This window comes from Neobacillus rhizophilus, assembly GCF_018343535.1.
GTDB lineage: Bacteria > Bacillota > Bacilli > Bacillales > Cytobacillaceae > Neobacillus > Neobacillus rhizophilus.
Genome location: NZ_JAGYPF010000005.1, coordinates 132,436 through 153,735, shown reverse-complemented (window position 1 = coordinate 153,735; position 21,300 = coordinate 132,436). Strand labels below are relative to the sequence as shown.

Sequence of the window (21,300 nt, the reverse complement as noted above, 5' to 3'; positions counted from 1 at the left end):
TGCTTATATCGATTACTTTACGTTAGTTAATAGTTGACGAATGCGTTTGAAATCACCTTTAGAAACAAGTGATGATTTGCGAAGCTTACGCTTTGCTTTAGTTGATTTGTTTGCAAATAAGTGGCTTGTATAAGCGTGGTCACGCTTTAATTGACCACTTCCAGTTTTCTTAAAACGCTTTGCCGCGCCTCTGTGAGTTTTCATTTTTGGCATTGGGATGTCCTCCTTATTACTTTTCGATTTTAGGTGCTAAAACCAGGAACATGCTGCGACCATCCATTTTTGGATGAGACTCAATCGTAGCTACTTCCTTACACTCTGCTGCAAAACGGTCTAATACTTTTTGACCGATTTCTTTATGGGTAATCGCCCGGCCCTTAAATCGGATAGAAGCTTTTACCTTGTCGCCTTTTTCCAAGAACTTAATAGCATTGCGAAGCTTTGTATTAAAGTCGTGCTCATCAATTGTTGGACTTAAACGAACTTCTTTTGTCGTGATAATCTTTTGGTTCTTTCGAGCTTCTTTTTCTTTCTTTTGATTCTCGAATTTAAATTTGCCGTAGTCCATAATCCGGGCTACCGGAGGCTTAGCGTTTGGTGCTACAAGCACTAAATCTAAATTCACTCGTCCGGCAATCTCCAGCGCTTCGATTTTGGATTTAATTCCTAACTGCTCGCCATTTTGATCAATCAAGCGAACTTCACGAGCGCGAATCCCATCATTTACTAACATGTCTTTGCTAATAGTTAGCCACCTCCAAGGTTTAATCAAGAATACAACGTTTGGAAAATACATACTTCCCACCAAGATTTCTATATAGTTTGGCAGTCCATGAGAAGTACAAATAAAAAAAGTGTGGATGTACACACCCACACTTTACGAACAAAGTTAAAATAACTAAAAGTCCTCGTAAAACCTGCCAACTGCCAAACTGCGTCAATCAGGTGAGAAGCGGGTGCTTCTTCTTTTCCTAAAAACAAGTATTCAATTCATACCTTAGATACTATAACACAAGCAAAGAGCGATGTCAAATGAACTCCTTTTGTGACAACGAAATTTATTTTAGCAGGAAAGCGGAAATTATTCAACATTTTTTTATTACAGGTAAAAGTTAACAAAACATTCATTCCTAGGAGGAAACGTTGTTATCATTTTTTATTAAAATAAATTTGGAGAAAGGATGTGGCCTGTGGCGTATAAACCGCGAACCGTGTCTGAAGAATTACTCATTTTAGGAGTGTTAAATTCTCGGATGACTTTATCAGATGGTGACAGACATCGTTATTTACGGCTAAAAAAAGGATATGAAGGAGAGATAATGTTCGATAAGCTGACCGAACAGCTCAGATGCGAAAGCATTATTTTAAACGATTTGTTGTTTACAGTAAACAATCAAACTTTTCAAATTGACTCATTGATTATTGTGCCTGGACAGATTTATTTGTATGAAGTAAAAAATAATGAAGGTAATTATTTTTACGAGTTAGGGCCAGAATCCGAACCAGAATCAGATAGATTATATAAGCTGCCCAAGACTGAATATACTAATCCACTTTACCAGTTAATTCGGAGTGAATCTTTGCTCCGCCAATTGCTCCAAACCCTAGGCGTAAATCTGCCGATTGAAGCCAAAGTAATTTTCATCAATCCCAAGTTCACACTATACCAAGCTCCCCTCACCAAGCCCTTTATTTTTCCAACACAGGTATCCAGTTATTTAGAAAAATTGGACAAGTCCCCATTAAAGCTAAATGACTATCACAAGAGGCTTGCAGATAAACTTGTTTCTCTCCATATTAAGAAATCACCTTATACACAATTGCCTCCTTATCGGTATGATCAACTAAGAAAAGGACATACCTGTAAAATCTGCAACTCGTTTTCGATTTCTGTTGAAGGGAAAAATTGTATTTGCTTGGATTGCGGACATGAAGAATTGGTGACAGACGCTGTTTTGCGATGTGTGAGGGAAATTAAGCTGCTTTTTCCTGGAATGAAAATAACAACTAATATTGTTTATGAATGGTGCGGGGTGATTGAATCTAAAAAGAGAATTAGCCGAATTTTAAATGAAAACTATAAAATTATCGGAGTTGGCCCATGGGCATATTATGAATAATGACATTTTTACCACTTTCCTAGGGTGTTTTGTCTTTGATAAGTTGAATCAAAGACATTATTGCCTCTTTCTTAGGCTGTTTTGTCTTTAATAAGCTGAATCAAAGACATTATTGCCTCTTTCTTAGGCTGTTTTGTCTTTGATAAGCTGAATCAAAGACATTTTCGCCTCTTTCTTAGGCTGCTTTGTCTTTGATAAGTTGAATCAAAGACATTTTCGCCTCTTTCTTAGGCTGTTTTGTCTTTAATAAGCTGAATCAAAGACATTTTCGCCTCTTTCTTAGACTGTTTTGTCTTTGATAAGTTGAATCAAAGACATTTTCGCTTCTTTCTTAGACTGTTTTGTCTTTGATAAGTTGAATCAAAGACATTTTCGCCTCTTTCTTAGACTGTTTTGTCTATGATAAGTTGAATCAAAGACATTTTCGCCTCTTTTCCAGGCTATTTTGTCTTTAATAAGCCAAATTAAGGATATTTTTGCATCTTTCATATACCGAGTTTATTTTGTAAAAACCAAAAAGGGAGATCTCTCTCCCTTTTTTTAAAATTGCTGATTATTTCTGCACTTCCGCCTTAAGCCCAGCCAAGAACTCTTCAAACGCCTTAGTCTCAGACTTCTGCTCGCCATATTTACGTACGTTAACAGCGTTTTCCTCGACTTCCTTATCACCGACAACCAGCATATAAGGGATTTTCTGCATTTGCGCTTCGCGGATCTTATAGCCGATTTTTTCATCACGGCCGTCCAATTCAACGCGGAAGCCTGCAGCTTTAAGTTGTTCCTGTACCTTTCGAGCATAATCAAAATGCGCTTCTGGCGAAACAGGAATAACTTGAACCTGTACAGGCGCCAGCCAAGTTGGAAACGCACCCTTGTATTCTTCAATCAAGTAAGCAACAAAACGTTCCATTGTGGAAACTACGCCACGGTGGATAACAACTGGACGGTGCTGCTTGCCATCTTCACCAACATAAGTTAAATCAAAACGTTCAGGCAGCAAGAAATCTAATTGCACAGTCGACAAAGTTTCGTCCTTACCTAAAGCAGTTCTGACTTGAACATCCAATTTAGGACCGTAGAAAGCGGCTTCTCCCTCTGCTTCGAAATAATCAAGTCCAAGGTCATCCATCGCTTCTTTTAACATGCTTTGTGCTTTTTCCCACATCGCATCGTCATCGAAGTACTTTTCCTTATCTTGAGGATCACGATACGATAATCGGAATGAATATTCCTTAATATCGAAATCTTTATAAACCTCTAGAATCAGCCGAACAACTCGCTGGAATTCTTCCTTAATTTGATCCGGACGAACAAAGATATGCGCATCATTCAAAGTCATCCCGCGGACACGCTGCAATCCGGATAAAGCACCAGACATTTCATAACGGTGCATTGTTCCTAACTCGGCAATCCGAATTGGAAGCTCACGGTAGCTGTGCATCGCATTTTTGTACACCATCATATGGTGCGGGCAGTTCATTGGACGGAGCACCAATTGCTCATTGTCCATTTCCATTACTGGGAACATATCTTCATGGTAATGATCCCAGTGGCCGGAAGTTTTATATAACTCCACGTTTGCCATAATCGGTGTATAAACGTGGTCATAGCCTAAGCTGACCTCTTTGTCCACGATATAGCGCTCAACGATACGACGGATTGTTGCACCCTTTGGCAGCCAAAGCGGCAAACCTTGCCCTACCTTTTGGGAATTAGTAAATAAGTTAAGCTCCTTACCTAGCTTGCGGTGGTCACGCTCTTTTGCTTCTTCAAGCAGACGAAGATGCTCAGCTAAATCTTCCTTTTTGAAAAAGGCAGTACCGTATACGCGCTGCAGCATTTTATTGTTGCTGTCGCCGCGCCAGTAGGCACCCGCAATGCTTAACAGCTTAAATTCTTTAATTTTCCCAGTTGATGGAACATGGATCCCCCGGCATAGGTCAAAGAAATCACCCTGCTCATAGATCGTTACTTGTTCCTCATCGGGAATAGCTTCAATCAACTCAAGCTTATACTCATCGTTGATTTCTTTAAAAAGCTGAACCGCTTCGGAACGGCTGACTTCCTTGCGAACAACTTCAATGTTCTCGCTAACGATTTTAGCCATTTCCTTTTCGATTTTAGGAAGATCTTCAGGTGTTAAAGATTCCTCTAAATCCATATCGTAATAAAATCCACCTTCAATAACAGGGCCGACACCAAGCTTCGCTCCCGGGTACAAACGTTTTACAGCCTGTGCCATTAAGTGGGCCGTACTATGACGTAATACCTCTAGTGCATCAGCTGATTCTGGTGTCACGATTTCTATTGAACCGTCTTCTTGAATTGGACGGCGAAGATCATACATTTGACCGTTTAGTTTGCCGGCAATAGCCTTTTTCTTCAGACCAGGGCTGATGGATGCCGCAATATCTTCTGTTGTCGTTCCTTTTGGGAACTCCTTTACTGCCCCATCAGGAAATGCAATTTTTACAACATCTGACATCATCAATTCCTCCTTTTAAAATAAAAAATAAAAAACCCGTCCCTAGGAATAGGGACGAGTTTTGATTAACACGTGGTTCCACCCAATTTTCCATTTCCAGAATCCAACAACAAAGCATACTGAAAATGACTTTAGGTCAGGGTAACGGCTGATTGCCGTCAACAATTACTAGCTTCATGAAAAATGAAGTGTTCACTGGTGAAGTTTAAAGGTGGTAAGTATTTCTTTCGTGTTAGGAGGCTTCCAGCCATGTCCTCCCTCTCTAAAAACCGTAAAAAAATACTGTTGTCCTTATCATTACATTTACTATGATATAAGCTATGTACGTTATTATAATGATTTAGTTTTAAAAAATCAACTTCATAAAACAAATTATTTCAACAATTTGTATCTTTTATCCATGGTTTTCGGAGGAAGCTGCTTTTCCTACCCAATTTTTTACTTCCCGGAGCGCCTCGAATCGTTTGATCGTTACTCTTTCCTCAAAAATATTCTTAATCGTTCTGACAAGCGGTGCCTCCGGATCATTTGTATAAAGAAAAATAGATGTCGGCGCCAGTGACAAAAGCGGGGCAATCGAGGCTGAATCGACGTAAACTGGATGATTCACCAACAGTTTTCGGTCAATCAGACGAATCAATTCGCTTCGTTTCATTTCTTCAAAATGGTCATTGTAAAAGGTGATTTCATCATCAAATAATAGATGCAGCACTTCAATTTTCGGTTCCCTATTTGCCAAAAAATCTCTCAGCATATTCACAAACATTTGGTATTCCTGCTCCATTTTATATTCATCAATTGAAAGCTCCACATAGCTTTCAAGGAGCTGGAGATACGAGCGCAACCTAAATTTCGCAAACGAATCAAACGAGAACGAAATATTTTCCTGAAAAACATGATGAATGGCTTCCTTAATATTAGGTTCCTCATTATTTTCCTGTAAAAAAGAAGACAGTTCAAAGCGATGTCCTTCTAAAATGGAATAAAGAATCTCCAAAATTTGCTGCCGTTCCTCCGGGTCTTCGTAAAAAAATTGCTGCTCCAAAATATCCATAAACCAGTCATCGCGTTTGATACATGTAATAAACTCATAAAAAGCGTCTTTAACCTTGGTAAATAAATGGGAAGAACAAGAGCCATCAATTATTTTCACTATATGTCGATCTTCAAAAAGAAGAATATTTTCATAATCAGGAAGATTATTTAATACTTTTTGCAAATGATTATAAAAACGGATTGCATCCATCCTATTTTGGAAGATGATCTCTGCCAACCAAATCCCCCCTAAAAACCGAATCTCTGTTTTAATATATATGGGGGACTTGGCCAAAATAGAAGTTTTCAAATGCAAAAAAGGACTCCGGCAAATACCGGAATCCCTTATAACATTAATTTCTGCGGTTGGAACCGCCCACCATTACGGGTTCGCTCAAAGAACGAATTCTCTCCATTATGCGGCGGGCCTTCATTTTTTCCTCTTCGCCGCGTTGGCTGTAGGTTAAATGGTGCTCAAGCCCTTGAAAATCAAAATTTGAGGTAAAGAAGGTCGGCAGGCTCTCGAGCATGCGAAATTGCAGGATAGGTCCAAGAACTTCATCGCGGGTCCAGCTGGACATCGCCTCAGCCCCAATATCATCAAGCATTAAAATCGGCTCTTTTTTTAACGCATCGATTTTTTCGTTTAAAGTCGAATCGGCGATGGAGCTTTTCATCTCCCGCAGCAACTCCGGAACATAGACAACCATTGAAGAAATCTGCTTTTTGGCGAGTTTATTGGCAATGGCACCTAATAAATAGGATTTTCCAACGCCAAACTTCCCGTAGAAATAAAGTCCCTTCACCGGCTTGCCCTGCTCATATTTCAGTAAAAAAGCGGCAGCTTTTTGAACGGCATCGATCCGTTCCTCATCATGTTCAAGTTCCTCGAACGAGGCATTCAGGATATCCTTCGGCACATGTAAACTTTTAATGAGTTTCTCATTTTTCCGCTTCTCATCTTCCATAATTTTTCTCGGACAGCGGTCGTACCTCAAATCGATAGAACTCCTCGTTAAAATTAATTCAGGATGATACCCCTTCATCATGTTGGTACATGCCTCAAGACTTTCACACTTGTGACAGTACCTGCTTTGCTGCGTATATTCATAAAGCTTCATCAGGCTCTTCTCAATAATCTCCTCCGTGATGTCCTGCTGATGCTTCCTTAAAAAATCCCTGACATCAGGATTGGCCAATGTGTCCTCACGCATTTGCGCAAATCGTTTTTGAAAATTCTCATGTGAGGCTAACCGTTTTAGAGTGTGGTTGATCTTTTCCATAATTCACCTCCAGCATCTAGTCATCAAACGCCTTAAGCATTTCTTCTATTTCACGTTTTTTTGCTTCTAAATCTTTGGTCGTTTCCTTGTGCGGCTCAACCTTTTTGGATGGTTCTTCGTCAAACCATTCTGGAAGAAACTCCGTCCGGATTGGCTTTTGCTTCGATGTTTTTCCAGTCTGTTTCTTACTTTTGACCATGTTTTGTGATTCCTTCTTGGCTTGCTCCATCGCTTCTTTGACCGTCTTTATTTGCAGCCGTGCCCAGTTGCTGGCAATTGTCCCGGTGTACCCCTTTGTCAGTTTCATATCGGTCTTTAGCATCACAAAATGCATCAGCACATTTAAAACACCTGGAAGAAGCTTTTGATTGAACATGATCTCTTCAATCAGCTCAATTTCCGATTTTGATGGTTCTGCCCCTCCTGACAGGTCTTTTAAAAACTGCAAAGGGGACGTTGTTTCCAAATAATGAATGAGCTTCTCTTCCTTTGTTTTTGGCTCTTCCGTTTGAACCCGATGGGCAGCCGGCTGGGTACGTTCGATAAGTGTCGGCAGCTGGTCATAGTTAACAAATTGATACCAATCACGCGCAGCCTTTCTCAACTCTTCCAAATCAATTTCATTTGCCTCATTAACAGCACTGAGAATAATGTTTTTCATTTGAATAGCATCGATATTATAAAGAAATGCGAGTTTACTAATAACCTCTTTTACCTTTTGGTTTAAAGCTTTTTTTGGCACAAGTGATTCATTTAAACCGGCGATAAGCAGATCAAAATCAAACGTACCGATATCAATTTCCACACCACTTGAATCGTGGCGCCCTATAAAGTGCTGATCTGTATCGGCAGCAAGATCTTCAGAGATATCCTGCATATATTGGATAGTACCGGGTGTTGCTGACATAAACACTTCCTGAAACGCCTTAGTGGTTTCCTGATATCCTGTACCTTTTGGGATTTGCTGTTCCGAGAAAAAACGTTTTAAACGGGAAAAATGATTTTTTCCAATTTTACGATAAAGATAAATGTTAAGCATACCATCCAAAAAAAACTGGTCAGGACTTAAAGGGGGGTGGAGTTCATAAATAAAGGAACGCACCTCATCCTCCGTTTTAACATAAGTCTTCACCAAGCCGATTCCTTCAAGTTTTAGGCGTGCTTCATAGATTTCATTTAGATTACGACCTAGTAGATTCATTAATAAATGGTGTGTGGATGATTCCGACCATAATCGATTTTCTTCCAGTTCGGCCCAGAGTGTCATAAACAAGCTAAAGCAAGTTGACCCAATTAAAGGCTGGTATAAAAATGTCAGCACTTTTCGGTCATACTCATGCAGCAGTCCATCAGCGGTAACAATATAACGATCGATTGGAAGTATTTCCTGCCAATGCTGCGCCATTTTCATTCAAACCTTTCCTATTAGCTAAAAAAGAGCCGAAACAGCTCTTTATAATTTCTCTTTGTTCATTAATTCTTTTAATTCTTCGATAAAAACATTGATATCTTTAAATTGGCGGTAAACTGATGCAAAGCGGACATATGCAACCTCATCTACTTTTGCCAGCCTATCCATTACCATTTCGCCTATCTCACCGCTTTTAATTTCAGAAACACCCTGACTCCGAAGAGCTTTCTCTACACCATGTGTAATGTCCTCTAATTCCTTTAAAGCAACAGGGCGCTTTTCACATGCCTTAATAAGCCCGCGCAGGATTTTATCGCGGCTGAATTCTTCCCTCGTTCCTTCCTTTTTGACGACAATTAAAGGAATCTCTTCGATTTTCTCAAATGTAGTAAAACGGTACCCGCATTCTTCGCATTCTCGTCTTCTTCGTGTTGCACGTCCCTCATCCACGGGCCGGGAATCAAGTACGCGTGTGCCATAATTCTGACATGAAGGGCATTTCATCTCCTAAACCAACTCCAAATCTAATAGGTAAATCCGAACATTTTCCGCAACAATTCTTACTATTATCTTATAAAAAAGAACACCTTTTCACAAGTAAAAGTATTAATAGTTTTTTCCTGTTCCAATATTGGTATGTATTTGGCTAATTCGCTTATAGTAGGCGACAATACGTTTTTTTAATTCCGGGTAGGTCCCAAGCATTGCGAATTTTTCGGATGAAATAGTGAAATCCACAGCTGTTTCGATAGGTTTAACAGAGACAATTGTGGCAATTAGAAAACATGGAAAGGGCTTCTGGATTTCAACAGCAATCTCGCCGTGCTCCTTAGAAACCGTTGTCACGTGGCAATCAGCATCTTCTTTAAAAATTTGTTCAACTGAATCGAAAACCTGATTAAATGTCCCTTTATAATAATGAGTTTTTAAGGAATCATCAGTTTGTTTATCTGTTGTTTCAATTTGTCTTTTAAAACGGGTAAAGAGCCCCAATAAAATCGCCATTTGCGTTCCTCCTTGTAAACCTTTGTTTCTAGTGTATATCAATATCCGGAAAATATAAAAAGAGGTGCCTGTAAGCAACCTCTTTTTAATCTTATATTATTTAGCTAACCTTTACCTGCGACATTTTCGCCATTTCTTCGGCGACAAATAAACTTAGGTCGACTACACGTGAAGAATAGCCCCATTCATTATCATACCAAGCCAATACTTTTACTTTTCTTGTCCCCATTACCATCGTGGAAAGTCCATCGATAATGGCGGAATGTTCATTCGTATTAAAATCGACTGAAACTAATGGTTCCATCGTAAAGTCTAAAATTCCTTTTAACGGACCTCCGGCAGCTTCTCTAAACGCTTTGTTAACATCATCCACTGTTACATCTTGCTTAAGGTCTACAACTAAATCAACAAGGGAAACATTTGGCGTTGGAACGCGTAGTGACATACCATGCAGTTTACCCTTCAATTGCGGCAGAACAAGGGATAATGCTTTCGCTGCTCCTGTGGTAGTCGGAATGATAGATTGTCCGCAAGCACGAGCTCGTCGTAAATCCTTGTGTGGATTATCGATATTTTTTTGATCATTTGTGTAAGCATGAACGGTGGTCATTAATCCACATTCAATTCCAAATTTATCATCTAAAACCTTCGCAACTGGTGCAAGGCAGTTTGTTGTACAAGATGCATTGGAAATCACTTCATGTTGTTCAATATCGAGCATTTCTTCATTTACACCCATAACAATCGTAACGTCTTCATTCTTACCCGGAGCAGTCAGGATTACCTTCTTCGCTCCCGCTTCTAAATGCAGCGCAGCCTTTTCCCTAGAGTTAAACTTTCCAGTTGCTTCAATGACAATATCAATTCCCAATTCTCTCCATGGAAGTTCTTCAGGATTACGATTACTTAAAAGCTTGACTCTTTTTCCATTTACAAGCAGTTCATTATCTAAAGGGATTACTTCTCCCTGAAATGTACCATGATTGGTATCATATTTAATTAAATGTGCTAACGTTTCAGCAGGATAGCTTGCGTTGATTGCGACAACATCCAGCTTTTTCTCAAGGATTGCTTGTCTAAAAACCATCCTTCCAATTCTTCCAAACCCGTTAATGGCAATTCTTGCTCTCATTTTACGGCCCCTTCCGCATTAATGTTATACTTTTATCTCCATCTGATGGTATTAGTATAACACATTTAGTTTTATTTGTGATGAATAAAAAGCGTATTTTTTAAAAGTTTTATAATTCAGATAACTCCGCGCAAAAAAAAAGAAGGGAGAATGCCCCCCTTCCACAGGTTATTGATATGTTTTTTGAATTCCCCATCCTGCTAATATTTCAATGAGCTGCTTTTTTGCATCTTCGATTGATCCATTATTATCAATGACCGCATCGGCCAGCTTAACCTTTTCAGCAAGCGGCATTTGTGAGTTGACCCTGGCCAGTGCATCCGCTGCTGATAGCTGGTTTCTCTGCATCAGCCGTTTCAGCTGCGTTTCTCTGTCTACATAAACAAGAATAGTTTTTTCGACCATGAAGGTCAGCTTGCTTTCAAATAACAAAGGAATATCAAGAATAATTAATTCCTCTTGATTCTCTGTAGCCTTTTGAATCTTCTCCATCATTCTTTTTCTAACTTCGGGATGAACAATTTGATTCAACAGCTGCCTTTTTTCTTCTTGGTAAAAAATAATCGCGCCGAGTTTTTGTCTGTCTATGTCCCCATTTTCTAATAAAATTTCTTGACCAAATTCGGCAATGATTTTCAGGTAGGCAGGTTCTCCTTTGTCTACCGCGAGACGCGCTTCGACATCTGCATCAACGACTGTTATATCCATTTCTTTTAACATATTAGATACTGTGCTTTTTCCACTGGCGATTCCGCCTGTTAAACCGATAACAAGTGACATACCCCTGCCCTTTCCCTTTCCTATTGTTATATCTTCCATATTCCTATGATAATTAATAAGATTCCCGGAATAAACGTAAACTTTTGAACCCAGTCAAACCGGTAAAAAAAGGACCCAAATTTAATTCCCAATAACACAAATAATGAACTCATAACCGCAACGGTCAAGGCTAAATAAATGGGAGGGAATCCAAGCATCGCTGCTCCAATTCCTGCACCAAAGGCATCTAGTGAGAGCGCGAAGCCTAGCATTAATGCTTCTATCCCGGTAATCGTCCCAGATTTGTCAAAATCGGCCGACATCGGTTTTCTTAAGATATTGATTGCCAGCCCCAATGACCGAATTTCAAAGTTTACAATTGTTTTTTCATGTTCAAGCGGTTCTTTTTCTTTCTCAGGGCGGAAAAACTGGTATAATACCCAAGCTCCTAGCCCGATTAAAATAAATCCCCCAAGTCTTGCTGTAATACTCGGCGATAATACTTTTTCAAGTCCATGTCCAATTGATACCGCAATCATCAATGAAACGGCGGAGCAGCATGCAATGATGAGAATGGACTTAAACGGCATAACCATTTTTCTTAATCCATACGTAAACCCTACGCTAAAGCTGTCAAGACTAAGTGCGAGGGCGAGTACGAGAAGTGAGAACAACTGAACCATGATGTGTCTAGGACTCCTTCCTGCAAATACTACGATAGTATATGGCAGGAGCCTATCCAGTGTTAAAACTGGAATTTAAACAGATTCATTCTTTGCTCTTTTAACTTTAAGCCTTTGGCATTTCGGGCAATAATGGGTGCCCCTTCCCCCTACGGTCGTTTTTTCAAGAGGCGTTCCGCAGTTCTTACAAGGTTCCCCTTTTCGGCCATAGGCATATAACTCTAATTGAAACATGCCTATTTCCCCTTGGGAATTCACATAGGAGCGAATCGTGCTGCCGCCTTTTTCGACTGCTTCACTTAAAGTTTCAACAATTTCCTTATGCAGCAACTCAATTTCTTTTTTCTTCAGTGAAGCCGCCTGCCTTTCGGGGTGGATGCCTGAACGAAATAACGCTTCATCAACATATATATTGCCCAGACCAACAAATAGGTTTTGGTCCAATAAAGCCGTTTTAATTTTTCGATTCGTTTTTTTAAGCATTTTCGCTAAGTACTCTTTGGTAAACTCTTCAGAAAAAGGTTCAGGACCAAGCTGGATAAGGGGAGGCTTAGTAAATTCCTCACCCTTTTTGTATAGATGCATGGTTCCAAATTTTCGGACATCCCGGTAGCGCAGTTCAGTCCCATCTGTAAAATGAAAAATCACATGGGTGTGCTTATCGAAAGGCTCTTCCTTCGGGTATAATCCGTACCTGCCCTCCATACGCAAATGGGAAACTAATGCGAAATTCTCTGTATAAAGAATTAGAAATTTCCCTCTTCTTCCGATCGCAGCAAAAGTCTCACCTTTTAAAGCATCGATGAATTGTTCCGCTTCAGCAGGATTTTTAATGATTTTCGGCCAATATACGGTTACATCTTCGATAGTTTTTTGAAGAACAAGCTTTTCCAGGGTTCTCCTGACTGTTTCTACTTCTGGAAGCTCTGGCATATAATGCAGCCCCCTTTGCTGGTGTATTTACTTTGCATCAAACCATGTTGGTCCGTAAGCATAATCTACTTTTAACGGGACGGATAGCTCAATCGCATTTTCCATTACTAACGGCACTAATTGCTTAAGAATTTCCACTTCCTCCTCCGGAGCTTCAAAAATCAATTCGTCATGTACTTGCAAGAGTAATCGCGATTTCAACCCTTTATCTTTTAATGCCTCATCCATATCAATCATCGCTTTTTTTATGATATCTGCGGCACTTCCCTGAATGGGCGTATTCATTGCCGTTCTTTCGGCAAAGCTTCTCAAGTTAAAATTTCGGGCGGTTATTTCCGGAAGGTATCTTCTCCTATGAAGCAATGTAGAGACATATCCTTTCTGCTTTGCTGAATGGACGATTGTCTCCATATATTCCTTTACACGCGGATAACTGTTCAAATAACGCTCGATGAACTGTCCTGCATCCTTCCTCGTAATCCCGAGCGACTGGGAGAGTCCATAATCGCTGATTCCATATACGATTCCGAAGTTTACAGCCTTTGCCTGCCGTCTCATATTGGAGGTAACTTGGTCTGAATCAACATGGAATACCTCCATGGCTGTGCGTGTATGAATATCCATATCCTCTTTAAAAGCTTGGATTAGCTTTTCATCACCGGAAATATGAGCAAGAACCCGCAGCTCAATTTGTGAATAGTCCGCAGCAAAAATCAACCAGTCTTTTTCGGACGGAACGAAGGCCTGTCTGATTCTTCTTCCTTCCTCGAGACGGATTGGGATATTTTGCAGATTGGGATCTATGGAGCTTAACCTCCCAGTAGCCGTTAAGGTTTGCTGGAATCTTGTATGAACCTTATCGGTCTTCGGTTCGATTACCTTTAGCAATCCTTCAATATAAGTGGATTGCAGCTTGCCTAATTGGCGGTAAAGAAGAATATGTTCAATAATCTCATGTTCACCAGCCAGCTTTTCTAAAACATCGGCAGAGGTCGAATACCCGGTTTTCGTTTTCTTAAACGAAGTGAGCTGCAATTTTTCAAATAGAATGACGCCTAATTGTTTCGGAGAATTAATATTAAATTTTTCACCGGCTAATTCACAGATTTTCTCCTCGATTTCAATTAGCCGTTCGTTTAGCTCACGACCCATTGACTCAAGGCGCTGCCGCTCCACCTTAATGCCGCATGATTCCATATCAGCTAAGATGAGTGATAATGGCATTTCAAGTTCCGTAAATAAACTGTATTGTTCATTTTTCTTTAGGTCATCTTCTAATTTGTCTTTTAATTCGGCCATAGCCATCCCCTTGCGGACAAGGTGCTCGGCAAGCCGGTCTGTTTCAGGTATCCTTTGTTTAGCCCCTTTTCCATAAAATGATTCATCAGATTGAATATTACGAATGCCATACTTACCCGCAATTGCCGCTAAATCCTCACCCGTTTCTGATGGATTCAAAATATAAGAAGCCATTAAAATATCAAAATCCGCCCCTTTTAAATGAATTCCCTGTCTTCTTAAGGAAACTTCGGTGCGTTTTGCGTCATATACCGTTTTCTTCTTCCCTTCATTCTCAGCCCAGCTCTTAAACGATTCCGAATTTAGCGCTTGTTCCGTCGGAAGAAAGAAATGTCCATTGTCGTTAACGATTGAAAATCCAATGATTTCCGCTTGATGATAGTTATCCTCTAGCATTTCCACATAAAAATAATTGGTATTTGCAAATAAATCGCTGCTAATTTCGGATGGAATTATGTATTCAACCTCACAAAGCTCTTGTATCACATCTACTGCCGAATCTTCACCAAGTTTATCCAATAACGATGAAAATCCTAATTCCTTAAACAAACCTATTAATTTTTCTCTCGTAAACCCATCATATGAGATATCCTCTAAGGCTACCTCTACAGGCGCATGTCTTTCAATCGTTGCAAGCTGCTTACTCATTACCGCCTGCTCTTTAAACTCTGTAAGCTTTTCCTTCAGCTTGTTTCCACTAACCTTGTCAATTGATTCTAATAATTGTTCAAGGGTGGAAAATTCCTTCAGCAGCTTGATGGCAGTTTTTTCGCCTACACCTGGTACGCCAGGGATATTATCGGATGCGTCCCCCATCAGACCTTTCATATCAATAATTTGGTCAGGGATTAAACCATACTTTTCCTGGACATGCTCCGGAGTGTACACCTCTATATCAGTAATCCCTTTTCGGGTAATCCCCACGGTAGTATGCGGTGAAGCAAGCTGTGTTAAATCCTTATCGCCGGAGATAACCTTTACTTCAAATCCGTCTTTTTCAGCTGTAGACGAAAGCGTCCCAATAATATCGTCCGCTTCGTAATTCTCCAATTCATATCTTGAGATTCCGTAAGCATCTAATAGCTCCCTAATAAAAGGAAATTGCTCTGATAATTCCGGCGGTGTTTTCTGTCTGCCGCCTTTGTATTCTTCAAAGGTTTTGTGGCGGAAGGTTGTTTTGCCGGCATCAAAGGCCACAAGTATATGGGTCGGCTTTTCTTCCTCCAAAATCTTCATCAGCATCATTGTAAAGCCGTAGACAGCATTAGTGTGAATACCTTTGTCATTGTTCAAAAGCGGCAATGCAAAAAAGGCCCGGTATGCAATACTATTGCCATCAATCAGCACAAGCTTTTTGTTTTCCATTCAATCACCTTCCTAAAAAATAGTTCACGTTCTTCGGCAGTTCGATTATAAACTCGCTGCCGCTTCCTAAATCACTTTTTACTCTTATATTTCCATGGTGTGCCTCAATCAAATGTTTAACGATGGCCAAACCAAGGCCTGTCCCGCCCGAATTTCGATCTCTGGCCCGGTCGACCCGGTAAAAACGTTCAAAAATCCGAGGAATTTCTTCCTTCTTTATCCCCACACCGGAGTCCTTAACATGAACACGGACAACTTCTTCCTCTTCAACGAGTATTACCTTTACCACTCCTTCTGAAGGTGTGTAAGTAATGGCGTTCCCTATAAGATTAATAAAAACTTGCTTTAATCGGTCAATATCACCTTTAAGGCTGACACTTTTTTGCTCGCTGACAAGCTCAAACTGAATGTTTTTCGCATATGCTTTACCGGATAATAGAGTAATGACGTCCTCTAGCAGCTCAAATAAATCTAATTGATTAATGTTTAACAGGAAGTTATGCTGCTCAATTTTTGAAAGTTCTAGCAGGTCATGGATTAGGGATTGAAGCCGATCACTTTCTTTTAAAATAATAGAAAGAAACGATTCCATTGTCTCTTTGTCATTCATTGCTCCATCAAGAAGAGTTTCTGAAAAACCTTTAATTGATGTGACTGGTGTTTTTAGTTCGTGCGAAACGTTGGCGACAAAGTCTTTTCGCATTTGTTCGAGCTTTTTCATTTCCGTAATGTCATGAAAAACGAGTAAAATTCCTTTCCAGACATTGTTTTTCCCAATGATTGGAACACCGTAAACATCAAAATATCTTCTTTCAATTTGCAATGGGATAAGCAACTGCTTTCTTGCTTTTTGTTCTGTCCGGAAAACCTCAGCTATGATCTGGCATAGTTCTTTTTCTTGAAGAACTTCATAATAAAGCTTATTTAAATAATCAGATGGATCTACTTGGAATAGTTCGATATAGCCTTTATTAATTAAATTAATATACCCTCGGCTGTCAATAAGAATTAAACCTGCTCCCATGTTCTCAATCAATGCCTTCAAACGGTCCTGCTGCATTTCCTGCATTTTTTTGAATTCCTGAAGATTTTCTGCCAGCCGGTTAATGGTGACAGCTAGCATCCCTGCTTCATCATTTCTGTCAACAGTTGTCCTGGCACGGTAATTTCCCTTTGAGAGTTCAACCGCTACATTTGTCACAGCCTTTATCGGCTTTATATATCTGGCGGAAATTCGAATTCCGAGATAAACAATGATGATAAGGTCAATTAAAAGACTGACGGATAGGATCCACCATATTTGCCTTTCATTAAATGAATGTACAAAATAGCTATGGAACAACTGGCCAAACAGAATTCCCAATCCGATTAACTCTGAAAAAATTAATATAATTAAAGAAAACAAAAGTTTAGTTCGAAACTTTGTCATTCTTCTTTTGGCTCCTCCAATTTGTAACCAAGTCCGCGAATAGTTTTTATATAGGCCGGTTTTCTGGTATCTTTTTCAATTTTTTCTCTTAAATGAGAAATATGTACATCGACAATTCTAGTATCGCCAGCAAAGTCATAATTCCAAACAGCACTTAATAATTGATCCCGGGTTAAAACATTTCCTTTGTTTTGGGCAAGGTAGTGCAGCAATTCAAATTCTTTAAGAGTTAGCTCAAGCAAATTCCCCTCAATAAATGCTTCATATTTTCCCGGAAAAATGGTTATTTTCCCGATTGTAATCAATGAATCTTCTTTCGGGCTTTGGTCTCCCGCATCCGTCTGTAAATAAGTCCTTCTGAGAATTGCCTTAACACGTGCAATCACTTCCCTTGGACTGAAAGGCTTAACCATATAGTCATCCGCGCCAAGCTCCAAGCCCAAGATTTTATCAAGCTCTTCATCTTTTGCCGTTAACATCAATATAGGTGTCATTATACGCTCTTGCCGAAGCTGCTTGCACACTTCCATACCATCCATTTTTGGAAGCATTAAATCCAGCAGGATGATGTCTGGTGATTCCTGTACAGCTAGCTGCCGCCCTTCTTCCCCATCCATTGCGGTAATTACTTCATATCCCGCCTGTTCCAAATTGTATTTTAGAAGTGTCACAATAGAGTGTTCGTCATCAACTACCAATACCTTTGTTTTCATCGTAAGGCCCTCCGATTCCGCTTCTCTCTTTACTTCATTTAACATTATTATAATATAAATCCGGAAAGAAAACCTTTATCGGATAACTCACACTGAAAATACGAAAAGGAATGTGTATCTGCACATTCCTCAAGCTGTTGAAAAACTTTCGATAGCCTTTTATTTCACCTCAATCTTTAACAATTTCAACGCGTTAATTTGTTATGATTTTATTAGTTTAAAGGCTTTTCAACAGTTCTGTTGATTTGCGCTCCAGGCGCTTCGCTTTCCTCTCCAATCAACAGGTGTATTTAATAAAGACCTTAAACTCACAATAAAAAATAAAAAAAGAGGTTATTCTGTTATCTTGACCGAGGCTTCGGAGACAATATGGCTGGATGGGATTTGTTAATGCTGGTAAGGGAGATTGAAGAATGCAAGTAATCCTGCACTCCATACTCTGCTTGACAAAATAAAAAAAAGATTGCAACACACTTAGCAATCTTAGAAAAAGTTTGTTGCAATACTTTTAGTTGATTTGCCTCCCTGTTGATTGGAGCGGAGGGCACTCGACTCCTGCGGGAAATAGAGGTCACTGGAGACCCCACAGGCGCCAAAGCGCCGAGGAGGCTCCAGGACCTCCCCGCGGAAAACGAGTGCCCGGAGCGGAAATCAACAGGCCCGTCAGCAGAGACAATCTATTAATAAAAACCAGCAATTTATATTTAGGAAAAATAAAGCTGTTCCTATTAAAAATTATCTAATGCTCTAGCATGGATTTCTTCCAGGCGATATGGCGGACAGACTTTAAGCACACCTGTGATAACCGTTTCATTTTTTTCATTGAATGCCGAAACACGAATAGCAACAAAATGCCCCTCACGATTTACTTCGATTACTTCAAATAGAAATTCAACTGTTGAGTAATGGTAAACAGGCTTTGTAAATTCGATCGTTTGGCTCACAATATGACTTCCCGGGCCAGGGAGGTATTTTGAGATGGCTGAAGTCATCATACCTGTCAGCATAACGCTCGGAACAATCGGCTTTTCAAAAGGGGTCTGTGAAGCATAGTCGTGCTGTATGTAGAGCGGATTCGCATCGTCGGTTATTCCCAAATATAAGAGAAGATCTTTATCCTCCACCTTCTCCGAGAAGGAAAGCTTTTCCCCAACGGTTATTTCCTCAATTCTTCTTCCTAGCTTACGTTTTTTTCCTAAAAGCATCACGAACCTCCATTTGAAAACGATTTCACTTCCTCAAGAAAAATTCGGGAAGGGTTTTTCGTCCTTCCCGAATATAAAGCATCATTATTAAACTAAAACATTCATGACATTACGTACAGATTCAACTGATTTATCTAATGCCGTTTTCTCTTCTGCAGTCAAGTCAAGCTCGATTACTTTTTCAATACCATTCGCACCTAGGATAGTCGGCACACCCAAATAAATGCCTTCATAACCATATTCACCTTCAAGGTAAGCGATAGAAGGTAATACACGGCGTTGGTCTTTTAAAATCGCTTCACACATTTCAACCAATGAGGCTGCAGGGGCATAGTAGGCACTTCCGTTACCAAGAAGGTTAACGATTTCACCGCCGCCTTTTCTTGTGCGTTCAACAATTGCTTCTAACCGATCTTTTGGAATTAGAGTTTCTAATGGGATACCGCCGGCATAAGAATACCGTACAAGCGGAACCATGTCATCACCATGGCCGCCTAGTACGAAGCCTGTAATATCTTTTACAGAAATATTTAATTCTTGTGCAATAAATGTGCGGAAACGAGCTGTGTCAAGTACACCAGATTGACCGATTACACGGTTTTTAGGGAAACCAGATTCCTTAAATACAGTGTAGGTCATAGCATCAACCGGGTTCGTTAATACAAGGATGGTACAGTTTGGAGAATATTTTGCGATTTCAGAGGTAACAGCTTTCATTACTTTTTGGTTTGTTTGCACTAAATCATCACGGCTCATGCCCGGTTTGCGTGCGATACCTGCAGTGATAACAACGATGTCTGAGTCTTTCGTATCTTCATAATTTGATGTTCCAGTAATATTGGCATCAAATCCTTGAACAGGGCTTGCTTCAAGCATATCTAAGGCTTTCCCTTTAGTGGGGTTTTCCATTTGCGGAATATCAACTAACACAACATCACCAAGTTCTTTTTGGGCAAGTAAAAATGCAGTAGTTGCTCCAGTAAAACCGCCACCGATTACAGAAACCTTTTTACGTTTTAATGACATACTCTTTCTCCCCTTTTTGAATGAACTTTTTAAATAAAGGGCTGTTAAAAAACAGCCCTAAATACACTTTGTTGTTATCACATTAGCTTTTCTTATTCCATGTTCTTAATTAGTTCATCACCAAATTCAGAAGTTTTAACTTCAGTTGCGCCTTCCATTAAACGAGCGAAGTCATAAGTAACTACTTTTGAAGCAATAGTTTTTTCCACTGATTTAATGACCATTGTAGCTGCTTCAGTCCAGCCTAAGTGTTCAAGCAGTAGTACACCTGATAAAATGACAGATGACGGATTTACCTTATCAAGACCTGCGTACTTCGGTGCAGTACCGTGTGTTGCTTCGAAGATTGCGTGTCCAGTTTCATAGTTGATGTTAGCTCCTGGAGCAATCCCGATACCGCCAACTTGTGCTGCAAGTGCATCTGAAATGAAGTCGCCGTTTAAGTTCATTGTAGCCACAACATCGAACTCACGTGGACGAGTTAGGATTTGTTGTAAGAAGATATCAGCAATCGCATCTTTCACGATGATCTTGCCAGTAGCTTCAGCATCAGCCTGTGCCTTGTTAGCAGCATCTGCACCTTGCTCAGCTTTAATGCGATCATATTGAGCCCAGGTAAAGACTTTATCGCCAAATTCCTTTTCTGCAAGCTCATAACCCCAGTTTTTAAACGCGCCTTCTGTAAATTTCATGATATTGCCTTTGTGCACGAGTGTAACGGATTTACGACCTTCTTTAATTGCATAGTTAATCGCAGCACGGACAAGACGTGTTGTACCTTCTTGAGAAACAGGCTTAATACCGATACCAGAAGTTTCAGGGAATCTGATTTTGTTTACGCCCATTTCGTTTTGAAGGAAGTCGATTACCTTTTTAGCTGCTTCAGTTCCTTTTTCATACTCGATACCAGCATAAATATCTTCAGTGTTTTCACGGAAGATAACCATATCTGTATCTTGCGGACGCTTAACTGGTGAAGGAACACCTTCAAACCATCTTACAGGGCGTAAGCACACAAACAAATCTAACTCTTGGCGTAAAGCTACGTTTAACGAACGAATTCCTCCGCCAACAGGAGTTGTTAGTGGACCTTTGATGGCAATTAGGTACTCATTAATTACATCTAAAGTTTCTTTTGGAAGCCATTCGCCAGTTTGATTGAATGCTTTTTCTCCAGCAAGAACTTCCTTCCAAACTAATTTACGCTCGCCTTTATAGGCTTTTTCAACAGCTGCATTTAAAACTCTCTCAGATGCAGCCCAAATATCTGGACCGATACCGTCTCCCTCAATGAATGGGATAATTGGATTGTTTGGTACGTTTAAGACTCCATTTGTTACCGTGATTTTTTCACCTTGCATTGTAGTTCTCCCTCCTAGTATGTAAAAAACGTGAAAACCTGATGATATGATAAAGA

At 39.9% G+C, this 21,300-nt stretch carries 19 protein-coding genes and 2 other annotated features; of the genes, 1 reads left to right on the top strand and 18 read right to left on the bottom strand.

The window, feature by feature from the left end; all coding sequences use genetic code 11:
• Window positions 1-12 precede the first annotated feature (12 nt).
• Both rpmI and infC read right to left on the bottom strand, forming a co-directional pair.
• Window positions 13-213 carry a 50S ribosomal protein L35 gene (gene rpmI / locus KHA99_RS23595; protein ID WP_213119942.1) on the bottom strand — a complete coding sequence of 67 codons (201 nt, stop codon included), beginning with the start codon at window positions 211-213 and terminating at the stop codon, window positions 13-15.
• Window positions 214-229: 16 nt separating this feature from the next.
• Window positions 230-733: a translation initiation factor IF-3 gene (gene infC / locus KHA99_RS23590; protein ID WP_261363831.1), complete on the bottom strand. Its 504-nt coding sequence runs from the start codon at window positions 731-733 to the stop codon at window positions 230-232.
• A 109-nt stretch (window positions 734-842) separates the two neighbouring features.
• Window positions 843-974 (bottom strand) — a sequence feature (ribosomal protein L20 leader region).
• A 237-nt stretch (window positions 975-1,211) separates the two neighbouring features.
• Between infC and KHA99_RS23585 the strand changes: the two genes are divergently transcribed.
• A complete protein-coding gene (locus KHA99_RS23585; RefSeq protein ID WP_372447634.1) occupies window positions 1,212-2,120 on the top strand; it encodes a nuclease-related domain-containing protein in 909 nt (302 codons plus the stop codon).
• A 553-nt stretch (window positions 2,121-2,673) separates the two neighbouring features.
• Here the strand turns inward: KHA99_RS23585 and thrS are convergent.
• From thrS to icd, 16 genes are all read right to left on the bottom strand, one after another.
• Window positions 2,674-4,605, bottom strand: a complete 1,932-nt coding sequence (gene thrS, locus KHA99_RS23580) for a threonine--tRNA ligase (RefSeq protein ID WP_213119939.1) — start codon at window positions 4,603-4,605, stop codon at window positions 2,674-2,676.
• Window positions 4,606-4,652: 47 nt separating this feature from the next.
• Window positions 4,653-4,912 (bottom strand) — a binding site (T-box leader).
• An 87-nt stretch (window positions 4,913-4,999) separates the two neighbouring features.
• Complete coding sequence (gene ytxC / locus KHA99_RS23575) at window positions 5,000-5,878, bottom strand: putative sporulation protein YtxC (protein WP_213119938.1); 879 nt, start codon at window positions 5,876-5,878, stop codon at window positions 5,000-5,002.
• A 115-nt stretch (window positions 5,879-5,993) separates the two neighbouring features.
• Entirely contained in the window at window positions 5,994-6,923 is a 930-nt protein-coding gene (dnaI, locus tag KHA99_RS23570; protein ID WP_213119937.1) for a primosomal protein DnaI, read from the bottom strand.
• Window positions 6,924-6,939: 16 nt separating this feature from the next.
• The gene (locus KHA99_RS23565) at window positions 6,940-8,328 is read right to left on the bottom strand and encodes a replication initiation and membrane attachment family protein (RefSeq protein WP_213120641.1); all 1,389 of its coding nucleotides are present in this window, start codon (window positions 8,326-8,328) and stop codon (window positions 6,940-6,942) included.
• A gap of 48 nt (window positions 8,329-8,376) precedes the next feature.
• A complete protein-coding gene (nrdR, locus tag KHA99_RS23560) occupies window positions 8,377-8,838 on the bottom strand; it encodes a transcriptional regulator NrdR (protein WP_213119936.1) in 462 nt (153 codons plus the stop codon).
• Window positions 8,839-8,940: 102 nt separating this feature from the next.
• Window positions 8,941-9,339 (bottom strand): hypothetical protein, encoded by a 399-nt coding sequence (locus KHA99_RS23555; RefSeq protein WP_213119935.1) that lies wholly within the window; start codon window positions 9,337-9,339, stop codon window positions 8,941-8,943.
• Between the two features lie 100 nt (window positions 9,340-9,439).
• Window positions 9,440-10,471: a glyceraldehyde-3-phosphate dehydrogenase gene (locus KHA99_RS23550; protein ID WP_213119934.1), complete on the bottom strand. Its 1,032-nt coding sequence runs from the start codon at window positions 10,469-10,471 to the stop codon at window positions 9,440-9,442.
• Window positions 10,472-10,639: 168 nt separating this feature from the next.
• Window positions 10,640-11,251 carry a dephospho-CoA kinase gene (coaE, locus tag KHA99_RS23545; protein WP_213119933.1) on the bottom strand — a complete coding sequence of 204 codons (612 nt, stop codon included), beginning with the start codon at window positions 11,249-11,251 and terminating at the stop codon, window positions 10,640-10,642.
• 26 nt (window positions 11,252-11,277) lie between these two features.
• A complete protein-coding gene (gene ytaF / locus KHA99_RS23540; protein ID WP_213119932.1) occupies window positions 11,278-11,913 on the bottom strand; it encodes a sporulation membrane protein YtaF in 636 nt (211 codons plus the stop codon).
• A gap of 75 nt (window positions 11,914-11,988) precedes the next feature.
• A complete protein-coding gene (gene mutM / locus KHA99_RS23535; protein WP_213119931.1) occupies window positions 11,989-12,846 on the bottom strand; it encodes a DNA-formamidopyrimidine glycosylase in 858 nt (285 codons plus the stop codon).
• A 27-nt stretch (window positions 12,847-12,873) separates the two neighbouring features.
• On the bottom strand, window positions 12,874-15,510 hold the full coding sequence (gene polA, locus KHA99_RS23530) for a DNA polymerase I (protein ID WP_213119930.1): 2,637 nt from the start codon (window positions 15,508-15,510) through the stop codon (window positions 12,874-12,876).
• Window positions 15,511-15,514: 4 nt separating this feature from the next.
• Window positions 15,515-16,939, bottom strand: a complete 1,425-nt coding sequence (gene pnpS, locus KHA99_RS23525; protein ID WP_213119929.1) for a two-component system histidine kinase PnpS — start codon at window positions 16,937-16,939, stop codon at window positions 15,515-15,517.
• Entirely contained in the window at window positions 16,936-17,652 is a 717-nt protein-coding gene (locus tag KHA99_RS23520) for a response regulator transcription factor (RefSeq protein WP_213119928.1), read from the bottom strand. Before KHA99_RS23520 ends, pnpS begins: the two co-directional genes overlap by 4 nt.
• Window positions 17,653-18,380: 728 nt before the next feature.
• Complete coding sequence (locus tag KHA99_RS23515) at window positions 18,381-18,857, bottom strand: MaoC/PaaZ C-terminal domain-containing protein (RefSeq protein WP_213119927.1); 477 nt, start codon at window positions 18,855-18,857, stop codon at window positions 18,381-18,383.
• 87 nt (window positions 18,858-18,944) lie between these two features.
• Window positions 18,945-19,883: a malate dehydrogenase gene (mdh, locus tag KHA99_RS23510; protein ID WP_213119926.1), complete on the bottom strand. Its 939-nt coding sequence runs from the start codon at window positions 19,881-19,883 to the stop codon at window positions 18,945-18,947.
• Between the two features lie 92 nt (window positions 19,884-19,975).
• Window positions 19,976-21,244, bottom strand: a complete 1,269-nt coding sequence (gene icd, locus KHA99_RS23505) for an NADP-dependent isocitrate dehydrogenase (protein WP_213119925.1) — start codon at window positions 21,242-21,244, stop codon at window positions 19,976-19,978.
• Window positions 21,245-21,300 lie beyond the last annotated feature (56 nt).